The organism is Actinoplanes sp. NPDC051388, from assembly GCF_055586225.1.
Map to the genome: position 1 here is coordinate 85901 of NZ_JBVJIP010000008.1, position 19146 is coordinate 105046.

General features: G+C 71.0%; 13 protein-coding genes, 1 pseudogene and 1 riboswitch. Of the genes and pseudogenes, 3 read left to right on the top strand and 11 right to left on the bottom strand.

The annotated features are described in order from the left end of the window. Positions 1 to 10: 10 nt before the first annotated feature. From murG to ACZ6TI_RS21160, 10 genes and pseudogenes are all read right to left on the bottom strand, one after another. On the bottom strand, positions 11 to 1120 hold the full coding sequence (murG, locus tag ACZ6TI_RS21115; RefSeq protein WP_465346796.1) for an undecaprenyldiphospho-muramoylpentapeptide beta-N-acetylglucosaminyltransferase: 1110 nt from the start codon (positions 1118 to 1120) through the stop codon (positions 11 to 13). Next, on the bottom strand, positions 1120 to 2487 hold the full coding sequence (locus ACZ6TI_RS21120) for an FtsW/RodA/SpoVE family cell cycle protein (protein ID WP_465346797.1): 1368 nt from the start codon (positions 2485 to 2487) through the stop codon (positions 1120 to 1122). The genes murG and ACZ6TI_RS21120 overlap by 1 nt, the downstream gene beginning before the upstream one ends. Positions 2488 to 2550: 63 nt before the next feature. Then, entirely contained in the window at positions 2551 to 3654 is a 1104-nt protein-coding gene (gene mraY / locus ACZ6TI_RS21125) for a phospho-N-acetylmuramoyl-pentapeptide-transferase (protein ID WP_465346798.1), read from the bottom strand. Further along, the gene (locus ACZ6TI_RS21130) at positions 3651 to 4979 is read right to left on the bottom strand and encodes a UDP-N-acetylmuramoyl-tripeptide--D-alanyl-D-alanine ligase (protein ID WP_465346799.1); all 1329 of its coding nucleotides are present in this window, start codon (positions 4977 to 4979) and stop codon (positions 3651 to 3653) included. Before ACZ6TI_RS21130 ends, mraY begins: the two co-directional genes overlap by 4 nt. After that, a complete protein-coding gene (locus ACZ6TI_RS21135; protein ID WP_465346800.1) occupies positions 4976 to 6562 on the bottom strand; it encodes a UDP-N-acetylmuramoyl-L-alanyl-D-glutamate--2,6-diaminopimelate ligase in 1587 nt (528 codons plus the stop codon). The genes ACZ6TI_RS21130 and ACZ6TI_RS21135 overlap by 4 nt, the downstream gene beginning before the upstream one ends. A 52-nt stretch (positions 6563 to 6614) precedes the next feature. Further along, a complete protein-coding gene (locus ACZ6TI_RS21140) occupies positions 6615 to 9056 on the bottom strand; it encodes a peptidoglycan D,D-transpeptidase FtsI family protein (protein ID WP_465346801.1) in 2442 nt (813 codons plus the stop codon). Between the two features lie 139 nt (positions 9057 to 9195). Then, positions 9196 to 9726, bottom strand: a pseudogene (gene ftsL / locus ACZ6TI_RS21145) (cell division protein FtsL); the annotation flags it as partial. A 102-nt stretch (positions 9727 to 9828) separates the two neighbouring features. Then, the gene (rsmH, locus tag ACZ6TI_RS21150; RefSeq protein ID WP_465346802.1) at positions 9829 to 10815 is read right to left on the bottom strand and encodes a 16S rRNA (cytosine(1402)-N(4))-methyltransferase RsmH; all 987 of its coding nucleotides are present in this window, start codon (positions 10813 to 10815) and stop codon (positions 9829 to 9831) included. A gap of 180 nt (positions 10816 to 10995) precedes the next feature. Continuing rightward, positions 10996 to 11427 carry a division/cell wall cluster transcriptional repressor MraZ gene (gene mraZ, locus ACZ6TI_RS21155; RefSeq protein ID WP_465346803.1) on the bottom strand — a complete coding sequence of 144 codons (432 nt, stop codon included), beginning with the start codon at positions 11425 to 11427 and terminating at the stop codon, positions 10996 to 10998. A 386-nt stretch (positions 11428 to 11813) separates the two neighbouring features. Then, a complete protein-coding gene (locus ACZ6TI_RS21160; protein WP_465346804.1) occupies positions 11814 to 12623 on the bottom strand; it encodes a C40 family peptidase in 810 nt (269 codons plus the stop codon). 6 nt (positions 12624 to 12629) lie between these two features. Then, positions 12630 to 12812, bottom strand: a riboswitch (cyclic di-AMP (ydaO/yuaA leader). 410 nt (positions 12813 to 13222) lie between these two features. Between ACZ6TI_RS21160 and ACZ6TI_RS21165 the strand changes: the two genes are divergently transcribed. Genes ACZ6TI_RS21165 through ACZ6TI_RS21175 form a run of 3 tightly spaced genes read left to right on the top strand, consistent with a single transcriptional unit; the run spans position 13223 to position 15948 of the window. Continuing rightward, positions 13223 to 14443 (top strand): MurT ligase domain-containing protein, encoded by a 1221-nt coding sequence (locus ACZ6TI_RS21165; protein ID WP_465347122.1) that lies wholly within the window; start codon positions 13223 to 13225, stop codon positions 14441 to 14443. Continuing rightward, entirely contained in the window at positions 14433 to 15146 is a 714-nt protein-coding gene (locus tag ACZ6TI_RS21170; protein WP_465346805.1) for a type 1 glutamine amidotransferase, read from the top strand. The genes ACZ6TI_RS21165 and ACZ6TI_RS21170 overlap by 11 nt, the downstream gene beginning before the upstream one ends. 40 nt (positions 15147 to 15186) lie before the next feature. Next, positions 15187 to 15948, top strand: a complete 762-nt coding sequence (locus tag ACZ6TI_RS21175; protein WP_465346806.1) for a TVP38/TMEM64 family protein — start codon at positions 15187 to 15189, stop codon at positions 15946 to 15948. Between the two features lie 321 nt (positions 15949 to 16269). Here ACZ6TI_RS21175 and leuS read toward each other — a convergent pair whose 3' ends face one another. Next, positions 16270 to 19086 carry a leucine--tRNA ligase gene (gene leuS / locus ACZ6TI_RS21180; protein WP_465346807.1) on the bottom strand — a complete coding sequence of 939 codons (2817 nt, stop codon included), beginning with the start codon at positions 19084 to 19086 and terminating at the stop codon, positions 16270 to 16272. Positions 19087 to 19146 lie beyond the last annotated feature (60 nt).

Genomic DNA, 19146 nt, shown 5'->3' on the forward strand with positions numbered 1-19146 from the left:
CGAGAAAAAGTCATCGACCGGCCACCGTTTCCACCACGAAGTCCACCAGGGCCTCGTCGCCGTCGCGCCGGCCGTACGCCGCGGCCGCCGCACCCATCGCGTGCAGCCGTTGCGGGTCGCGGGCGAGCGGGATCACCGTCCGCTCGATCCACTCCGGCGTCAGCTCGGCGTTGTCCACCAGCAGCCCACCGCCCGCCTCGACCACCGGCAGCGCGTTGCGCTTCTGCTCGCCGTTGCCATAGGGCAGCGGCACGTAGACGGCCGGCAACCCGATCGCCGTGGTCTCCGCCACGGTGATCGCGCCGCCCCGGCACAGCACCAGGTCCGCGGCGGCATAACCGAGCTGCATGTCGTTCAGATACGGCACCACCACATAGGGCACCGGCAGATCGCTGGGCACCTCGAACGGATCGTTGCGCCCGCCCTGCACGTGCAGCACCTGGATGCCGGCGTGGGAGAGCTTCTTCGCGGTGCCGGAGACGGCCAGGTTGATCGTGCGGGCGCCCTGCGACGCGCCGAAGACGAACAGCACCGGCAGGTCCGGCCGCAGTCCGAAGTGGGCGAGCGCGCCCGGCCGCAGCGCGGCGCGGTCCATCCGGGCGATCGAGGTGCGCAGCGGCACGCCGACCACGCGGGCGTCGCGCAGCGCCTCGGACTGCTGGGGCTGGTGCGGGAAGCCGACCGCCACGTTCTTGGTGAACCGCATGCCGAGCTTGTTGGCGACGCCGGGCGGCACGTTCACCTCGTGGATCACCATCGGCAGCTCGCGCCGCCAGCCGGCCAGATAGGCCGGCACCGACACGTATCCACCGAAGCCCACGATCACGTCGGCCTGCACCTCGTCGATCACCTTGCCGGCCGCGTGCGCGGACTTCCACATCCGGTCCGGGGTGCGGATCAGGTCCAGGTTCAGCGAGCGCGGCAGCTGATGCACCGGGATCACGCGCAGGTCGTAACCGGCCGCCGGGATGATCTCGTTCTCCATCCCCTTCTGGCCGCCGAGCGCGGTGATCCGCACCTCGGGGAAGGCCCGGCGCAGCGCGTCGGCGAAGGCGAGCAGCGGGTAGATGTGACCTCCGGTGCCTCCTCCGGCGACCACGACCGACCGCAGCGAAGCCATCACCGTCTCCTCTCGGCCCCGACTCTCGAGGGTGCCCTCTTCTCAACCGGGCGCGGCCGCCGGGGCGGGGGAAGCGGCGGCAGCGGGGCCCAGACTAGCCGCACCCATCTCGCGGGCGGACGGGCGTTCAGGGCACGGGCGGCGTCCGGCTCCGCGCGGGCGAAGGATGCAAGCATGCCGATGGCTGCCAGCGTCACGACCAGGGCGCTGCCGCCCGCGGAGATGAACGGCAGCGGCAGACCGGTGATCGGCAGCAGGCCGACCACGCCGCCGATGTTGATCACGGCCTGGGCGACCAGCCAGGTGGTGATGCCGGTGGCGGCGAGCCGGCGGAACGGGTCCTCGACCCGGCGGGCGATCCGGAAGCCGGTGTAGGCCAGCACCGAGAACAGCGCCAGGATCACCACGCAGCCGACCACGCCCAGTTCCTCGGCCACCACGGCGAAGATGAAGTCGTTGTCCGCCTCGGGCAGCCAGTCCCATTTCAGCGCGCTCTTGCCCAGCCCGACGCCGAACCAGCCGCCCTCGTAGATCGCCGACCGGCCCTGCAGCAGCTGGTAGCAGGTGCCCTGGAAGCAGTCGTCGGGCGGATTGAGGAAGGAGGTGAGCCGGGCCAGCCGGTAGTTCTGCTGACCCACCTCGCCGGACCCGGCACCCCGGGACGCGGCGGCGATCAGCAGCCCGATGCCGGACAGGCCGAGCACGCCGAGCGCGGCGAAGACCCGCAACCGCACCCCGGCCGCCCAGAGCAGTCCGACGATCAGCGCCAGCAGCACCAGCATGGTGCCGAGGTCGTTGTAGCCGACCAGCACGAACAGCAGGCCGACCACCGGGAACAGCGGCATCGCCAGCTCCCGCCAGTGGCCCAGGGCGGCGCCCTTGCGCGCGATGATGTCCGCGCCCCACAGCACCACGCCGAGCTTGGCGAGCTCGGAGGGCTGGATGCCGACCGGGCCGATGTAGAGCCAGAGCAGCCGGGCCTCGAACGGGCCCAGCTTGGCGCCGGTGATCGCGCCCACCGACTCGAGCGCGAGCAGCAGGTCGAGCAGGGCCAGCAGGGCGAGCGCGGAGCCCAGCACGTACTTGCCGAGGGCGCGCAGGGTGCGGGCCGGCAGCCGCTGGCAGATCCAGAAGCCGAACAGCCCCAGCGCGGCGAAGATCGCCTGGTTGCGGATCGCGGAGAAGGCGTTGCCGTGTTCCGCGTACGCCGTCACGCTGGTCGCCGAGAAGACCATGGTCAGGCCGATCAGCAGCAGCAGACCGGAGCTGGCGATCAGCAGGTAGTAGGAGGACAGCGGCCGGGCCAGCAGGCCGTGCACGGCCGGTAGGTATTGCCGGCTGAGCGACGGCCGTGTCTTCTCCTCCATCGCAACATCATCGCGTCGAGTCACGTGAGAAACCGTCACCAACCGCGCGTGTCGCGCTGAGACTTACCCCATCACCGCGAGGAAGTCGCTGTAGAACAGGCCCAGGCCGATCGCGACGCAGATGCCGGCCACGATCCAGAACCGCACCACGATGTTGACCTCGCTCCATCCGGCGAGCTCGAAGTGGTGCTGCAGCGGTGACATCCGGAAGACCCGCTTGCCGGTGGTCTTGAACGAGATGATCTGGATCACCACCGACATCGTGACGATCACGAACAACCCGCCGATGATCACCGACAGCAGCGTCGTGCGGGTGGCCATCGCCAGGCCGCCGATCAGGCCGCCGAGGCCGAGCGCGCCGGTGTCGCCCATGAAAATCCGGGCCGGTGACGTGTTCCACCACAGGAAGCCCAGACACGCGGCGGCGGCGGCCGCGGCGATCATCGCCACCTCGAGCGGGTCACGCACCTGGTAGCAGTATTTCGCCACGTCGGAGTAGTCGGTGTCCGCGCACCAGTGGCGATATTGCCAGAAACCGATCAGCGCGTACGCGCCGAGCACCGCGATCGAGGCGCCGGTGGCGAGCCCGTCCAGCCCGTCGGTCAGGTTCACGCCGTTCGACATCGACATGATCACGAACACGAACACCAGCACCGAGCCGACCTTGCCGACGTCCAGGAACGAGATGTCCCGGATGAACGAGATGCTCTCGCTGGCCACCGTCTCGCCGTTGGTGCTCGGCACATAGAGCGCCGCGATGCCGAAGCCGACACCGACCACCAGCTGGCCGATCAGCTTGCCCTTGGCGCTGAGCCCGCCGGAGTTGCGCTTGCGCACCTTGAGGAAGTCGTCCAGGAAGCCGACCGCGCCGCAGAACACGAACAGGCCGAGCAGGACCAGCGCGGTCATGGTCGGGCGTTCCTGGGCGATCTGCCGCTCGGGCAGCGTGGTCAGCGCGATGTGCCCGGCCACGTAGGCGAACGTGGTGGCCATGATGAAGGCCACCCCGCCCATCGTCGGCGTGCCCTTCTTGCCCTGGTGCGACGCCGGGCCCAGGGTGCGGATCGGCTGACCCACCTTGAGCGCGGTGAACACCCGGATGGCGATCGGGGTGCCGAACAGCGAGATGATGAAGGCGACCGCGGCCGCGACGATGACTGCCCTCACGGGCGAACCCCCTCGGGGCGTAGTGAGTCCACCACGTCCCACGTCCGGTAACGGGAACCTTTGACCAGCACGACGTCGCCGGGGCGCAGGTCGTCCAACATGGCGATGGCAGCTTTCTGATCAGCCGCGAGCAGACCCGGGCCGTAGCCGTCCAGGATGGCGTCCGCCGGAGCGACCGCGATCAGCCGGTCGACCTTCAGCTCCGCCGCCAGCTTTCCGACCTCGATGTGCCCCGCCCTCTCCTGCTCACCCAGCTCGGCCATGTAGCCGAGAACGGCGATCGTGCGCCGGCCCGCGCCGATCGTGGCAAGCGCGCGCAAGGCGGCCGCGGTCGACGACGGATTCGCGTTGTACGAGTCGTCGATCACGGTCACGCCGTCCGGCCGGTCGAAGACGTCCATCCGCCGGCCGGAGACGATGCCGACCTCGCCCAGCGCGGCGGCCACCTCCTCGATCGGCAGGCCCAGCTCGAGCGCCACAGCGGCCGCGCCCAGGGTGTTGCTCACCTGGTGCCGGCCGGTCACCGCGAGCCGCACCGGGTGCCCGTTGAGCCGGTAGGAGGCCCGGCCACGATCGTCCAGCGTCACCTCGGTGGCCCGGACATCGGCGTCCGGAGCCTCGCCGAAGGTGACCACCCGCGCCGCGGTGCGCGCGGCCATGCCGGCGACCAGCGGATCGTCCGCGTTGAGCACCGCCACGCCGTCCGCCGGCAGCGCCTCGACCAGCTCGCCCTTGGCCAGCGCGGTCTGCTCCAGCGAGCCGAACTCGCCGACGTGCGCCGCGCCGACATTGAGCACCAGGCCGATCCGCGGCGGCGCCACCTCGGCCAGGTAGCGGATGTGCCCGACCCCGCGGGCGCCCATCTCCAGCACCAGGTTCCGCGTCTCCGCGGTCGCCTTCAGCACGGTGTACGGGAAGCCGAGCTCGTTGTTGAGCGAGCCGGGCGGCGCGATCGTCGGGCCGAGCCGGGACAGCAGCTGCCCGAGGTAGTCCTTGGTCGTGGTCTTCCCGGAGGAACCGGTCAGGCCGACGATGGTCAGCCCCGGCAGCCGGTCGACCACCGCCCGGGCGAGCTTGGCGAGCGCGTCGAGCTGGTCGGTCACCACGACGCCGGGCTGCCCGGTGTCCCGAGTGCCCAGCACGGCCGAGCCGACCGCGGCCGCGAAGTCGTGCCCGTCGACCTTCTCCCCCGCGAAGGCCACGAAGAGGCCGTCCTTCGTGGCTTTCCGCGAGTCATACTCGACCGGCCCTTTTAAAAGGGCATCGCCATTGACGAGGCGGCCGCCGACCACCGAAGCGATCTCGGCGAGCGAGAGCGGGATCAAGCGGCACCCCCGGCGCGCGCGCTCAGGGCCGCGGTCAGCTCCACCCGGTCGTCGAACGGCAGCACCTCGCCGCCCACCTCCTGGCCTCGCTCGTGCCCCTTGCCCAGCAGCGCCACCACGTCGCCGGGCCCGGCCAGCCGGACCGCCTCGTCGATCGCGGCCCGCCGCCCGGGCACCTCGATGATCTTCGCGGCCGAGCCGGCGTGTTCCGATCCGGCCCGCACCGCGGCCCGCACCACGGCCGGGTCCTCGGTGCGCGGGTTGTCGTCGGTCACCACGACCACGTCGGCGCCCCTGGCCGCGGCGGCGCCCATCAGCGGCCGCTTGCCGGTGTCCCGGTCACCGCCGGCGCCGATCAGGCAGATCAGCCGGCCGCCGCGAGCGGTCGCCAGCTCGCGCAGCGCGGCGAGGGCGGCGACGATGGCGTCCGGCTTGTGCGCGTAGTCCACGACGCCGAGCACGTCGCCGGGCGCGGTGACCTGCTCGAGCCGGCCGGGCACGCCCGGGCAGTCCGCCACGCCGCGCGCGGCGGTCTCCGGCGACACCCCGACCGCGGTGAGCGCGGCGAGGGCGAGCAGCGCGTTCGCCACGTTGTGCCGGCCGGGAAGGGAGACACCGGCCTCGACGCGGCCGGAAGGGCCGTGGGCGGTGAAACGCTGGCCGTAGCCGCTGGAGCGGGGAGGCTGCGGTCCGGACCCCGACGGCGAATGATCGCCGAGTCGCGGTGCGGTGGTAAACACTGCGGAAGGTCTGATCGCCGAGGCCCACCAGGCCGCACCCTCGTCGCCATCGGCCGAGTAGCTGATCGTCTGGGGTTTGAACAGCGGGCGCAGCGCGTGGTCGTCGAGATTGAGCACCTCGAACCGGCAGCGTCCGTCGAACAGCTTGGCCTTGGCCGCGAAGTAGTCGTCCGCGTCGAGGTGGAAGTCGAGGTGGTCGAGGCCGAAGTTGGTGTAGCCGCCGACGTCGAAGCGCACCCCGCCGACCCGGCCCATGGCCAGCGCGTGGCTGGACACCTCCATGACCACCGCGGTGACGCCGCTCTCCAGCGCGAAGGCCAGCATCGCGTGCAGGTCGGTGGCCTCCGGCGTGGTCCGGACACTGTCGACGGTCAGCTCGCCGAGCCGGGTCTCGACCGTGCCGATCAGCCCGGTGGTGAGGCCCGCCGCCTGCAGCCCGGCTTCCACCAGATAGGCGGTCGAGGTCTTGCCCGCGGTGCCGGTGATGCCGATCATCGTGAGCCGCTCGGTGGGGTCGCCGTAGATCGCCGAGGCGACCGCGCCGAGCACCTGCCGCGGATCGTCGGCCACGATCACCGGCAACGCGGAGTCGTGCCGAGCGAGCCCGGCCGGGTCGGTCAGCACCGCCACCGCGCCGGCCTCGACAGCCTGCGCGACGAACTCGGCGCCGTGCCGCCGGGCCCCCGGGAGAGCCGCGTAGAGATCACCCGGACGCACCTCGCCGCCGGCGTGGGTGACGCCCGTGACGGCCGCGTCACCGCCGGTCAGCGTGGCGCCGACGAGGGCCGCGAGATCGGCCGCACGGCGCGGCGCGACGGTCTGAGGACGGGGAATGCCGGGCACGGCGTCAGACCCTACCCGGTGCCCGGCGATCCACTGCGCAACCCGTCAAGTCTCACGGGAAGAGCTTGAACTTGGGCGGCTTGGTGGCCGACGGCGGCACCTTGTAGTGCAGCAACGTGGTCTTCATCATCTCCGCGAAGGCGGGTGCGGCCACATCGCCGCCGGTCCCGGTGGGCACGTCGGCGGAAACCGCGATGACGTACCGCGGGTTGTCCGCCGGCGCCATGCCGATGAACGACCCCGCGTTGTGCTTCGTGTACTGACCGTCGATCAGCCGCTTGCCGGTGCCGGTCTTGCCGGCGATCCGCCAGCCGTCCACCCGGGCCTGGGTGCCGGTGCCGCCCTTGCTGTCCACCACGGCCTCCATCAGCGTCCTGAGCTGCGCCGCCACCTCCGGCTTGAGCACCTGGTGGCTGGCCGGCGCGGGCGCCGGCACGGCCGGGCCCTCGAACGGGATCGTGGCCTTGATCAGGTGCGGCTGCACGTAGGTGCCGTTGTTCGCGATGGTCGCGTATCCGGCGGCCATCTGGATCAGCGTGGCGTCGACGCTGTGCCCGATCGGGATCGAGCCGCTCGCCGAGCCGCTCCACTCGTCCGGCGGCAGCAGCTTGCCGGCCGCCTCGCCGGGCATGCCCTCGCCGGTGGCCCGGCCCAGGCCGAACTTCTGCTGGTACTCGTACACCTTCTGCTTGCCGAGCCGGTCCGCGATCAGGATGGTGCCGACGTTCGACGAGTAGGCCAGCAACCCGGCCATCGTCATCTTGGTGCCCTTCTTCTGCCGGTGCGTGTCGGCGAACGGGTACCCGCCGCGCTCCACCGCCGGCCCGACGACCTGCACCGACTCCGGCGTGATCAGCCCCTCCTCGAGGGCCGCGCCGAAGATGAAGGCCTTGTGCGTCGACCCCGGGTCGGTGATCACGCTGGTGACCACGTCCTCGCGCTCGACCGGCTTGGACTCGAACGGCTTCTGCGCGTTGTACGCCGGGTAGCTGGCCTGCGCGAGCACCTCGCCGGTCTGCACGTCGAGCACCACCGCGCCGCCGACCGTGGCGTCCACGTCCTCCATCCGCTCGGCCAGGATCCGCTGCACCTCGAACTGCAGGTCACGGTCGATGGTGAGCTGCAGCGACGTGCCCGGAGAGGCGGGCACGAGCTTGTGGAAGCCGCCCGGGATCTCCTTGTCCAGCTCGCCGCGGCCGGTCTCGTAGACCCGTTTGCCGTCGGTGCCGCGCAGCAACTCGTCGTAGCGCGCCTCCAGACCCTCGAGCCCGGTGTGATCCTCACCGGTGAAGCCGATCAGGTTGGCCGCCAGGTCCGCGCCGGGCACGTCCCGGCGCTCGTCGCGGTCCTCGCTGATGCCCGGCAGGTTCATCGCCTTGATCCGGTCGGCCACCCCGACGTCGACGCCGCGGGCCAGATAGACGAAGCGCACGTCGCCGCCGCCGGCCCGGGTCTTCTTGGACATCAGCGCGAACAGCTTGGACTTCTCGACGCCGAGCAGCGGGGACAGCTGCTCGGCCACCGCCCGCGGGTTCTGCACCAGCTTGGGGTCGGCATAGATGTAGCGGGCCTCGACGCTGTGCGCGAGCACCTCGCCGCCCCGGTCCAGGATGCTGCCGCGCGGCGCCGGGAGCAGCACCTCGGTGAGGCGGTCCTGACGCTGGCTGAGCACCCGCTTCAGCGACTCCGGCGACTCCACCATCTGCATCACGACCAGCCGCACGCCGATCGTCGCGAAGAGGGCGAGCGCCAGCACCGTGCCCAGTCGCAGCCGGCGGGCGCTGCTGGCCAGCCGGGGCGGCGGCGCGGGTGGTGCCGGCGGTGGGCGGCGGGCGGGTGGCCGGCGCGGCGGTTCGGCCCGGCCGGGCCGTGCGCCGCCCGCGGTCCGTCGTGGTGCGGGCGCGACGGCGACCTTGCGCTCCCGGATCCCACGACCGTTCGCCTGGGTACGCGCGGAGCCCGCGCCTCGCCGGTCCTTGGTCGCGGTCTCCCGCCTCGCGGGCTCGCGCCGCTCTCTCTGCCCGGGCTCGCGCCGCTCTTTCTGTCCAGGCTCGCGCCGCTCTCGCTGTCCCGGCTCGCGCCGCGCGGGATCGCGCTGGGCCGACTCGCGCTGGGCGCGCTCGCGGCGGGCGGGCTCAGGCTTGGTCGGCGCCTCCTTGCCGCGCGCCTCCCGGCCCTTGGCGGGCTGCCGTGGCTTGCGGGGCTCCTCCGCCTCGTCGTCCTCCACCGGCGGGCGTCGGTCGCGGGCCGGCTTGCCGCCCTCGAGCACCTGCAGCGCCGGGCGGAACGGGTCGGTGGTGCGGCCCGCGCGCGGCGACCGGGTGCGCTGGTCGCGCTCGGCGACCGTGCGTCCGCGCGGCGTGTAGGCCCGGGCGTCCCCGATGCCGCCGAAGCCGCGCCGGGTGTCCTCGTCGCCCGGCGGCGGAACGTCGCGGGACGCACCGCGCCGGGGCTGCTGACCCCGGCGCGGTGGTTCGTCGGCTCTCGGCGACATGTCCTTACTTCCCGGCGTTCGCGGCGGTCTGACCCGTCGAGCCCTGGCCCGCCGCAACCTGGCCCGTCGAGCCCTGGCCCGCCGAGCCCTGGCCGGCAGCGGCGTTGTCGGCCGGGTCCTGCGCGGTCACGGCCGGCTTGCCCTGGCCCGGCTTCGGCACGCCGATGATCTTGCCGTCGGGCAGCCGGATGTAGGCCGGCTCGCCCTTGACCAGACCGGCCCGCTTGGCCGCCGCGTCCAGGTTGCCCACGCTCTCGTAGGCCGCCAGCTGGTTCTCCAGCTGCTGCTGCCGCTTGTCCAGCGCGGTCTGCTCGTCCTGCAGCTTGCTGAGCTCGAACGAGTTCTCCATCGTCTTCGTGTTGATCAGCAGGATGCCCAGCACCCCGGCGACCACGATCGCGATGACCACCGCGATGAACGGAGCCCGCGGCGCCCGGATCGGCGCCGGCGGTGCCACCCGCAGCCGCGGCGGCGCGGTCCGCTCGGTCCGCAGCGGCTCGGCCACGGCGGTGTCCAGCCGCAGCGCGGCCGTCCCGTCGATCGGAGCCTCCGTGACGGTCTGATTCCGGCGCGCCCCCCGGGCGTCGGCTCCCGTGCGGCGCAGCGTCTGGGTGGTGTGCGTCTCCGCGGTCCGGCCCCCCGACCGCGGCGCGTACGTCCGCTCGCTCATTGCCCCTCCCCCTCCTGTGTTCCCCCGGGCGTAACCGCCCTTGTCCCCCGTGCGTTGTCGACATGCGAGGCCGTTCGCGGCGGCTTCGCGTGCCGGGTCGTGCTAGATGCGCTGCACCGCCCGCAGCCTCACCGAGGCCGCTCGCGGGTTCTCCTCCACCTCCGCCGCGGTCGCCTGCTCCGACCCCTTCGTCAGCAGGCGATGCGTCGGAGAAGTCCCGGGCAGCTCGACCGGCAGGTCGATCGGCCCGGTGCTGCGCACCCTCGCGGCGATGGCGCGCTTGACGATCCGGTCTTCCAACGATTGGTAGCTCATCACCACAAGTCGCCCGCCCGGTGCCAAAAGCTCTAAAGCAGACGGCACCGCGGACTCGAGTGCGGCGAGTTCGCCATTTACCTCAATACGTAACGCCTGAAAGGTTCTTTTCGCGGGATTTCCACCCGTTCGTCGCGCGGCGGCCGGGATCGCGTCCTTGACCAGCTCCGCGAGGCGGGCGGTGGACGTGATCCGTCCCTTCTCCCGCTCGCGGACGATGGCCGAGACGATCCGCGAGGCGAACTTCTCCTCGCCGTACGTCCGCAGCACCCGGACCAGGTCGCCCGGCTGATAGCCGTTCACGACCTCCTCGGCCGTGCTCCCCCGTGACTGGTCCATCCGCATGTCCAGCGGCGCGTCCTGCGCATAGGCGAACCCCCGGTCGGGCTCGTCCAGTTGCAGCGACGACACGCCTAGGTCGAACAGGCCACTGTGGAAATCCCGGTGGCCCAGGTCGTCGAGCACCGACGGCAGCTCGTCGTAGACCGCGTGCACCAGGTGCACCCGGTCCGCGAAGCGGGCCAGTCGCCGGCGGCTGTGCGCGAGCGCCTCCTGATCACGGTCGAGTCCGATCAGGACCGCGGCCGGGAACCGCTCGAGCACCGCCTCGGCGTGACCGCCGAGACCGAGAGTGAAGTCGACGTGTATCCGGTTTTCAATCTGGTGTTTTCCGCCGCGTGTTGGCTCAGCAGACGGGAGCTCCAGCGCGGGAGCGAGCAGCTCGAGACAGCGCTCGAGCAGCACTGGCACGTGCGTGCCACGAAGCTCCCCCACGTCGACCCCCAGTCGCCAGGCTGAATTGCGTCACCCGGTGGTCCGACCGGACGTCGAATCCGTACCGCCAGATCCCCATCCGCTCGTGCCCACTGCCGGGGCGTCGCGCCTGGCACCGGGGAAGAGGTGCCAGGAACTCAAGCGGGTGGAGATCTCGCAGTACGGACGGCAGCGACGCCATCACAGTCCGCCGGGCAGCACCCCCTCCTCGATGTCGGCGAAGTCGTCCTCACTCGCCGAGAGGTAGTCCTCCCACGCCTGCTTGTCCCAGATCTCCACTCGAGTGCTGGCCCCGATCACCACCAGCTCACGCTCGAGGGTCGCGTACTCCCGCAGGTGCGACGGGATGGTGACCCGCCCCTGCTTGTCCGGGACCTCGTCGTGCGCGCTGGCGAAGAACACCCGGCTGTAGGCCCGGGCGGCTTTGTGCGTGACCGGCTGCTCGCGCAACTGCCCCGCGATGCGCTGGAACTCCGGCATCGGGAACACGTACAGGCAACGCTCCTGCCCCTTGGTGATCACGACACCCCCCGCCAACTCATCCCGGAACTTCGCCGGAAGGATCAGCCGCCCCTTTTCGTCCAGGCGTGGGGTATGCGTGCCGAGAAACATCGGCCACCCCCCTACGCCCTTGCCCGGCGGTTTCGCGGTCCGCCGAGTCGACTCCGGGCCGGCAGGTCCCCCCTGCCACTGCACTCCACTCTACTCCACTTCCCTCCACTCGCAACCGGAATGACGCCGTCCTTGAAATTGATTCGCGGATGAATGCGCAGCTCAGAGACGTGGAGGAGAAGTGGAGGGAGTTGCGCCTCGATCGGCGGTCCTAAACCCGACATCGCGCCTAGCCGGGCACGAAACCCTGCCCGAAATGGCGTCGGGGAGGGCTGTGGAGGGATCCGGGGAGCGAAGTAGAGGAGAAATGACAGTGGCGGGGCGCGACCCGGGAATCCCGGATCACGCCCCGCCCACTGTCCTACCTACCTGGCGGGTGCCGCTCCTCAGACGAGGCGGCGCACCACGTAGTTGCTGCCGATCATCTTGCGCTTGGAGACCCGGGCGCCGGAGTGCGGCGAGTCCCAGATCTTGCCACCGCCGGCGTAGACCGCGGCGTGGTAGCCGTACGACCCGGACCGGAAGATGATCAGGTCACCGGGCTTCTTGCCGCCCTTGCTGACCGACTTGCCGTACTTCTGCTGCGAGTTCGCCTTGTGCGGCAGCTTCCGCCCGGTCGTCTTCTTGTAGACGTAGAGCGTGAACCCCGAGCAGTCGAAGCGCTTCGGGCCCGCGGCGCCGTACTTGTACAGCGCGCCCTTGTGCTTCGCGGCCTCGGCGAGCACCTTCGTGCCACTCGCCTTGACCGTCACCTTGATGTAGTTGCTGCCGCCGGCCTTCGTCCCGCCGCCACCGAGGAACACGGTGCGGTAGGTGCCGGTGACGAGCGGCTTGCTGGTGAAGGTGACCGTGCCGGACTTGGACAGGCTCTTCGTCTGCCAGGTCTTCCACCCCTTGCGGTACGCCTGGAGGCGGACCTTTCCGGTGGTGACGACCTTGCCGGTCTTCGGGTTGATCACCTTCGCGGTCACTCGCACGGTCGAGCCGTAGGAGATGGTCCGCGTGTTCACGCTCTGGGTCACCTTCGCCGCGGGCAACGCGGCGGCGGCCGTCACGACCGACGTGGAGGCGGCGACGGGAGCGGCAGCCGCGGGCTGGCCGGCCACGAGCAGACCGGCGCAGAGGCTGAGACCCAGGGACAGTGCGATGCTGCCGGTGCCGATGCGGCGACCTCGGCTCGAACTGCTTCCGTGCACGGTAGAGATATCCCTCCGGCACGCCTGCGAGGTTAGCTGTCGGGTTCGGGCGGGAAGGTTGCCCGGCCGCGTTAGCGGCTTCACCCCAAGGCCTGAAGGAATCACCGCGGGTTCGCGGCGACCTTCGCGAGACCGGAAATGGGTCCCCCGTCCCTGCCCCCCACTGCCTATGTTCGGTCTTTCGCTTACTCGGGTCGCGGGACCGGACCGGGGCAGGGCTCGGCGTGATCCGGATCCGCACGAACGGCGAGCGGTCGCTCACCGGCGAGACCTTGCTACCGGATTTTTCGTACGGTCGCTGAGCGTGATTAGTGACCCAGAGTAATTGGCACATCGACGCGTGTCCGGTTTGTGATCGTCCAGAGAAAAATGCCGACGCACTGCGCATCGAAGCCATTACCGATTGTCGAAGTCGACTAGTGAATCAGAACACATAAATAAAGTGTGATGCCCCTATCACGAACGGGTTAAGGCTCCACCATTCATCTCATCAGCCGCCCCATCTGCCGGTTTCCGTCCGGCCGTTCGTCCGAGGCGCCTGGAGGCAACTCGACGTGGTGTCCGTTTCCGGTACTGTCGCGACCGTGACGGACGGGAAGATGCCCCTGCGGGCCAAGGTGGCGAGTTCCGTCTCGCGGACGGCGGCCGCGCTCTCGCGCGCCGCGGGCCGCGGCGACGGCTCGGTGATCGGCGGCTGGATCGGTCTGAAGATCGACCCGGACCTGCTGCGCAACCTGGCCAACGGGCGTGCCATCGCCTTGGTCTCGGGCACCAACGGCAAGACCACGACGACGCGGCTGACCGCCGCGGCGCTGGGAGTGCTGGGCCCGGTGGCGACCAACTCGTTCGGCGCCAACATGCCCACCGGGCACACGTCGGCGCTGGCCAAGGCCGGCGCCACGCCGTTCGCGGTGCTCGAGGTGGACGAGCACTACCTGGCTCGGGTGATCGACGAGACCACCCCGCGCGCGGTCGCGCTGCTCAACCTGAGCCGCGATCAGCTCGACCGGGCCAAAGAGGTCGCGATGATGGCGCAGATGTGGCGGACCGCGCTGGCCGGCCACCCCGACATCAGGGTGATCGCCAACGCGGACGACCCGATGGTGGTCTGGGGCGCGATCGCCAGCCCGCACGTCACCTGGTTCAGCGCCGGCCAGCGCTGGCACGACGACTCCTGGGTCTGCCCCGAGTGCGGCTCCGCCATCGAGCGGGCCAACGGTGACTGGTGGTGCACGGGGTGCCCGCTGCGCCGGCCGGACGCGCAGTGGGTCGTCGAGGACGACGGCGTGGTCGACCCGAACGGCGACTGGCACCTGGTCAAGCTGCAGCTGCCCGGCACGGTCAACCTGGGCAACGCGGCCGCCGCGCTGGCCACCGCCGCCGAGTTCGGCGTCCGCGCGATAGAGGGTGTGCCCCGCCTGGCCGCGGTCACCTCGGTGGCCGGGCGTTATGCGCAGGTCGACCGGGACGGCCGCAACATCCGGCTGCTGCTGGCCAAGAACCCGGCGAGCTGGCTCGAGGCGTTCGACATGGCCGACGTGGCGCCGACGCTGCTCTCCATCAACGCGCGCGACCCCGACGGCTTCGACACGTCCTGGCTCTATGACGTCGACTTCTCCCCGCTGCGCGGCCGGCCCGTGCTGATCACCGGCGACCGGGCGTACGACCTGGCCGTCCGGCTCGAGGTGAACCGTGTCCCGTTCCGGCACGTTAAGACCTTCGACGAGGCGATCCGAGAAACCCCGCCCGGGCGGCTCGAAGTGATCGCGAACTACACCGCATTCCAGGACATCCGAGCGGAGTTGGACCGTGTCAACTGAAAGCACGCTCCGGATCGTGTGGATCTATCCGGACCTGCTGTCGACGTACGGCGACCGCGGCAACATGCTGATCCTGGCGCACCGGGCGGCCCTGCGCGGCATCCCGGCGCAGACCCTCGAGGTCCGTTCCGACCAGCCGATGCCCTCGTCCGCCGACATATACCTGATCGGTGGCGGCGAGGACGGGCCGCAGGCGCTGGCGGCGCAGCGGCTGATCGCCGACGGCGGCGTGCACCGGGCGGTCGGTCAGGGCGCCGCGGTGCTGGCCATCTGCGCCGGTTACCAGCTTTTCGGTCACTCCTTCTTCGCCAAGGGGGCGAAAGTTCAGGGCCTCGGCCTGCTCGACCTGACCTCGGACCGGGGCGAGACCCGGGCGGTCGGCGAGCTGCGCGGCGACATCGACCCGCGGCTCGGGCTGCCGCCGCTGACCGGTTTCGAGAACCACGGCGGCCGCACCCACCTGGGATCGGGCGTCGCGCCGCTGGCCCGCGTGACCGCCGGGATCGGCAACGACGGGCAGACCGAGGGGGCCTGGCACGGCAAGATCCTCGGCACGTACAGCCACGGTCCGGCGCTGGCCCGCAACCCAGATGTAGCCGACCTGCTCCTGCGATGGGCCACCGGCGCGGATAGTCTTGCCCCCGTTGACGACACGTGGGCCGACCGGCTGAGAACCGAGAGACTCGCGGCAGCAAGCGCCTGACCTGCTCTAATCCCAAGACGAACCAGGAGTGCAAGCCTTTATGACTGACACCCTGATCGCCCCGCGGGGCCTTCTGCTCGCGGACCCTCAGGTTGCCGAAACGGCTCCCCTGGCAATTCTTCCCACCGCCCCCAAGATCACTCTGCGTCGCCGCCTGATCCGCTTCGGCGTCCTCGGCCTCGTGGTCGGCGGCCTCGCCGTGGCGGCCTCGGTGCTGCCGCTGCGCGACATCGCGGACGCGGTGGTCGCGCTCGGCCCCGCCGCCGCGGTCGCCATCGCAGTGGTCGGCGGGCTGCTGCTCTCGGTGCTCGTCCCCCGCACGGCGATCACGCTGGCCTGCGGCGCGCTGCTCGGCGCCGGCGTCGGCGCGGCGACCGCCCTGGCCGCCGCGGTGATCGCCGCGATCGCCACCTACTACGCGGGCCGCTGGGCCGGGCGGGGCGCGCTGGGCGCCAAGGCCGGCGGGCGGATGCAGCGCCTGGACGGCTGGCTCAACCGCCGTGGCCTCTCCGCGGTGCTGCTCGTGCGTTTCCTCCCGCTGGCGCCGTTCGGCCTGATCGGCTACGCCTACGGCACCACCAGCGTCTGCCGCAAGCGCTACCTGCTGGGCACCACGCTCGCCTCGATCCCGTCCGCGGTGTCCTACGCGGTGATCGGCGCGGCGGTGACCGCTCCCGGCGACCTGAACCCGATGAGCCTGGCGCCGGCCCTGATCGGCTTCGCCCTCACCACCACGATCGTGGTCCGCTGGCGCCGAGCCGCCCGCCGCGCGGCGGCGATCGCCACCGCCACCGCAATCTGACCCGAAGCACAGCGAAAGGCCCGGCCATTCGGCCGGGCCTTTCGTCTTGGCCGCATGCCGCCCGCCGCGCCGCCACCCGCCGCCCAGCGCGCCGCTACCCGCCGCCCAGCGCGCCGCTACCCGCAGCACCGCCGCCCAGCGCGCCGCTACCCGCAGCACCGCCGCCCAGCGCGCCGCCACCCGCCCGCCGCACCGCCACCTCCCCCACCCAGGCACTGGGTGGGCCTGAAATTAGGCGACGGCTACGACATTTCTGGCCGGCCATCCACAGCAGCACAAAAGGCCCGGCCCACCCGGGGCCGGGCCTTTCGCTTGTCTCAGTCAGACGACGACGCTGACCAGGCGGCCCGGCACCACGATGACCTTCTTCGGCTCGCGGCCGGCCAGCGACTCCGCCACCTCGGCCAGCGCCACCTCGCGCACCAGCGCCTCCGCCGCGTCCGGCGCCACCTCGACCCGCCCGCGGACCTTGCCGTTGATCTGCACCGGGTAGGTGATCGACTCGGCCTTCAGCAGCTCCGGGTCGGCCACCGGGAAGTCCGCATAGGCCAGCGTGCCCGAATGGCCCAGCTTCCCCCACAGCTCCTCGGCCATGTGCGGGGCGAACGGCGACAGCATCAGCACCAGTGGCTCGACCGCCTCGCGGGACGCGACCGGCAGCGGGGTCAGCCCGTTGGTCAGCTCGATCAGCTTGGCGATCGCGGTGTTGAACCGCAGCTCGTCCAGGTCGGTGCGGACGCCGTCGATGGTCCGGTGCAGCAGCCGGCGGGTCTTGGCGTCCAGCGGGTCGTCGGTGACCCGCACCGCGCCGGTCTCCTCGTCCACCACCAGCCGCCACACCCGCTGCAGGAAGCGCTGCGAGCCGACCACCGCGCGGGTCTCCCACGGGCGGGACACGTCCAGCGGGCCCATCGCCATCTCGTAGACCCGGAACGTGTCGGCGCCGTACTGATCGCACATCTCGTCGGGGGTCACCACGTTCTTCAGCGACTTGCCCATCTTGCCGTACTCGCGGGCGACCTCCTGGTCGTGCCAGAACCACTTGCCGTCGCGCTCGACAACCTCCTCGGCCGGCACGATCACGCCACGCGCGTCCCGGTATGCGTACGCCTGGATGTAGCCCTGGTTGAACAGGCGCTTGAACGGCTCGAACGATGACACGTGACCCAGGTCGAACAGGACCTTGTGCCAGAACCGCGCATACAGCAGGTGCAGCACGGCGTGCTCGACCCCGCCGACGTACAGGTCCACGCCGCCGGTGTCGCCGGGCTTGCGCGGGCCCATCCAGTAGGCCTCGTTCTCCGGGTCGACCAGCCGCTTGTCGTTGTGCGGGTCCAGGTAGCGCAGCTCGTACCAGCAGGAGCCGGCCCACTGCGGCATGGTGTTGGTCTCGCGGGTGTAGTGCTTCGGACCGTCGCCCAGGTCCAGCTCGACCTCGACCCAGTCCTTCTTGCGGGACAGCGGGGTCTCCGGCTCGCTGTCCGCGTCGTCCGGGTCGAACGTGCGCGGCGAGAAGTCGTCCACGTCCGGCAGCAGCACCGGCAGCATCGACTCGGGCAGCGCCACCGGCAGGCCGGTCTCGTCGTAGACGATCGGGAACGGCTCGCCCCAGTACCGCTGCCGGCTGAACAGCCAGTCGCGCAGGCGATAGGTGGTGGCGCCGCGGCCCTGGCCGTCCTGCTCCAGCCGGGAGATCATCGCCGCCTTGGCGTCGGCGACCCCCATGCCGTTCAGCCAGTCGCTGTTGATCGCCGGCCCATCACCCGTGAAAGCGCCCGCAAAACCTTCAGGCGCTTCGACCGTACGAATGATCGGCAGGTCGAAGACCTCGGCGAAGGCCCAGTCCCGCTCGTCCTGGCCGGGCACCGCCATGATCGCGCCGGTGCCGTAACCGGCCAGCACGTAGTCCGCGATGAACACCGGGATGCGCGCGCCGTTGACCGGGTTCGTCGCATAGGCGCCGGTGAACACGCCGGTCTTGACCTTGCCGTCGGCGGTGCGCTCGTCGTCGGTCTTGGCCGCGGCGTCCGCCCGGTAGGCCGTCACCGCGTCGGCCGGCGTGGCGTGCCCACCGGTCCAGGCCGGCTTGGTGCCCTCCGGCCAGGCGTCCGGCACGATCGTGGAGACCAGCGCGTGCTCCGGCGCCAGCACCATGTACGTCGCACCGAACAGCGTGTCGGGACGGGTGGTGAAGACGCTGATCACGTCGTCGCCGTCCATCGGGAAGTCGACGTGCGCCCCGCGCGAGCGGCCGATCCAGTTGCGCTGCATGTGCTTGACCGGCTCCGGCCAGTCCATCAGCTCCAGGTCCTCGACCAGACGGTCGCCGTATTCGGTGATCCGCATCATCCACTGCTTCAGGCTGCGCTGGAACACCGGATAGTTGCCGCGCTCGCTGCGGCCGTCGGGGGTGACCTCCTCGTTGGCCAGCACCGTGCCCAGCCCCGGGCACCAGTTCACCGGCGCCTCGCTGACATAGGCCAGCCGGAAGCCGTCGATCACCTTGCGCCGGTCGATCGGGGACAGGTCGGCCCAGGCCACGTCGCCGGGCACCGCGCGGGCGCCGGACTCGAACTCGGCGATCAGGTCGTCGATCGGCCGGGCCTTGCGGGCCTCCCGGTCGAACCAGGAGTTGAACACCTGCAGGAAGATCCACTGGGTCCAGCGGTAGTACTCCGGATCCGTGGTGGCCAGCGAGCGGCGGTTGTCGTAGCCCAGGCCCAGCCGGCGCAGCTGGCCGCGGTAGCGCTCGACGTTCGCCTCGGTGGTGGTGCGCGGATGGGTGCCGGTCTGCACCGCGTATTGCTCAGCGGGCAGCCCGAACGCATCGAAGCCCATCGGGTGCAGCACGTTGAAGCCGGCCATCCGCTGGTAGCGGGCGTAGCTGTCGGTGCCGATGTAGCCCAGCGGGTGCCCGACGTGCAGGCCGGCGCCGGACGGGTAGGGGAACATGTCCTGCACGAACATCTTGGGCGCGCCGTGCCGCGGATGCTCCGGGTCGGCCAGCTCACCCTCCGGGTTCGGCGCGAAGAAGGTGCCGTTCTCCTCCCAGTACGCCTGCCAGCGCGGCTCGATCTCGCCGGCGGTCGCGGCGGTGTAGCGGAAGGGCGGTGTCTCGGACTCGCTCATCTTCACCATCTCGTCAAAGTCAAAAGTGGCCGGGGACAGCCTGCTTCAGGGCATAAAAAAGCCCCTCTC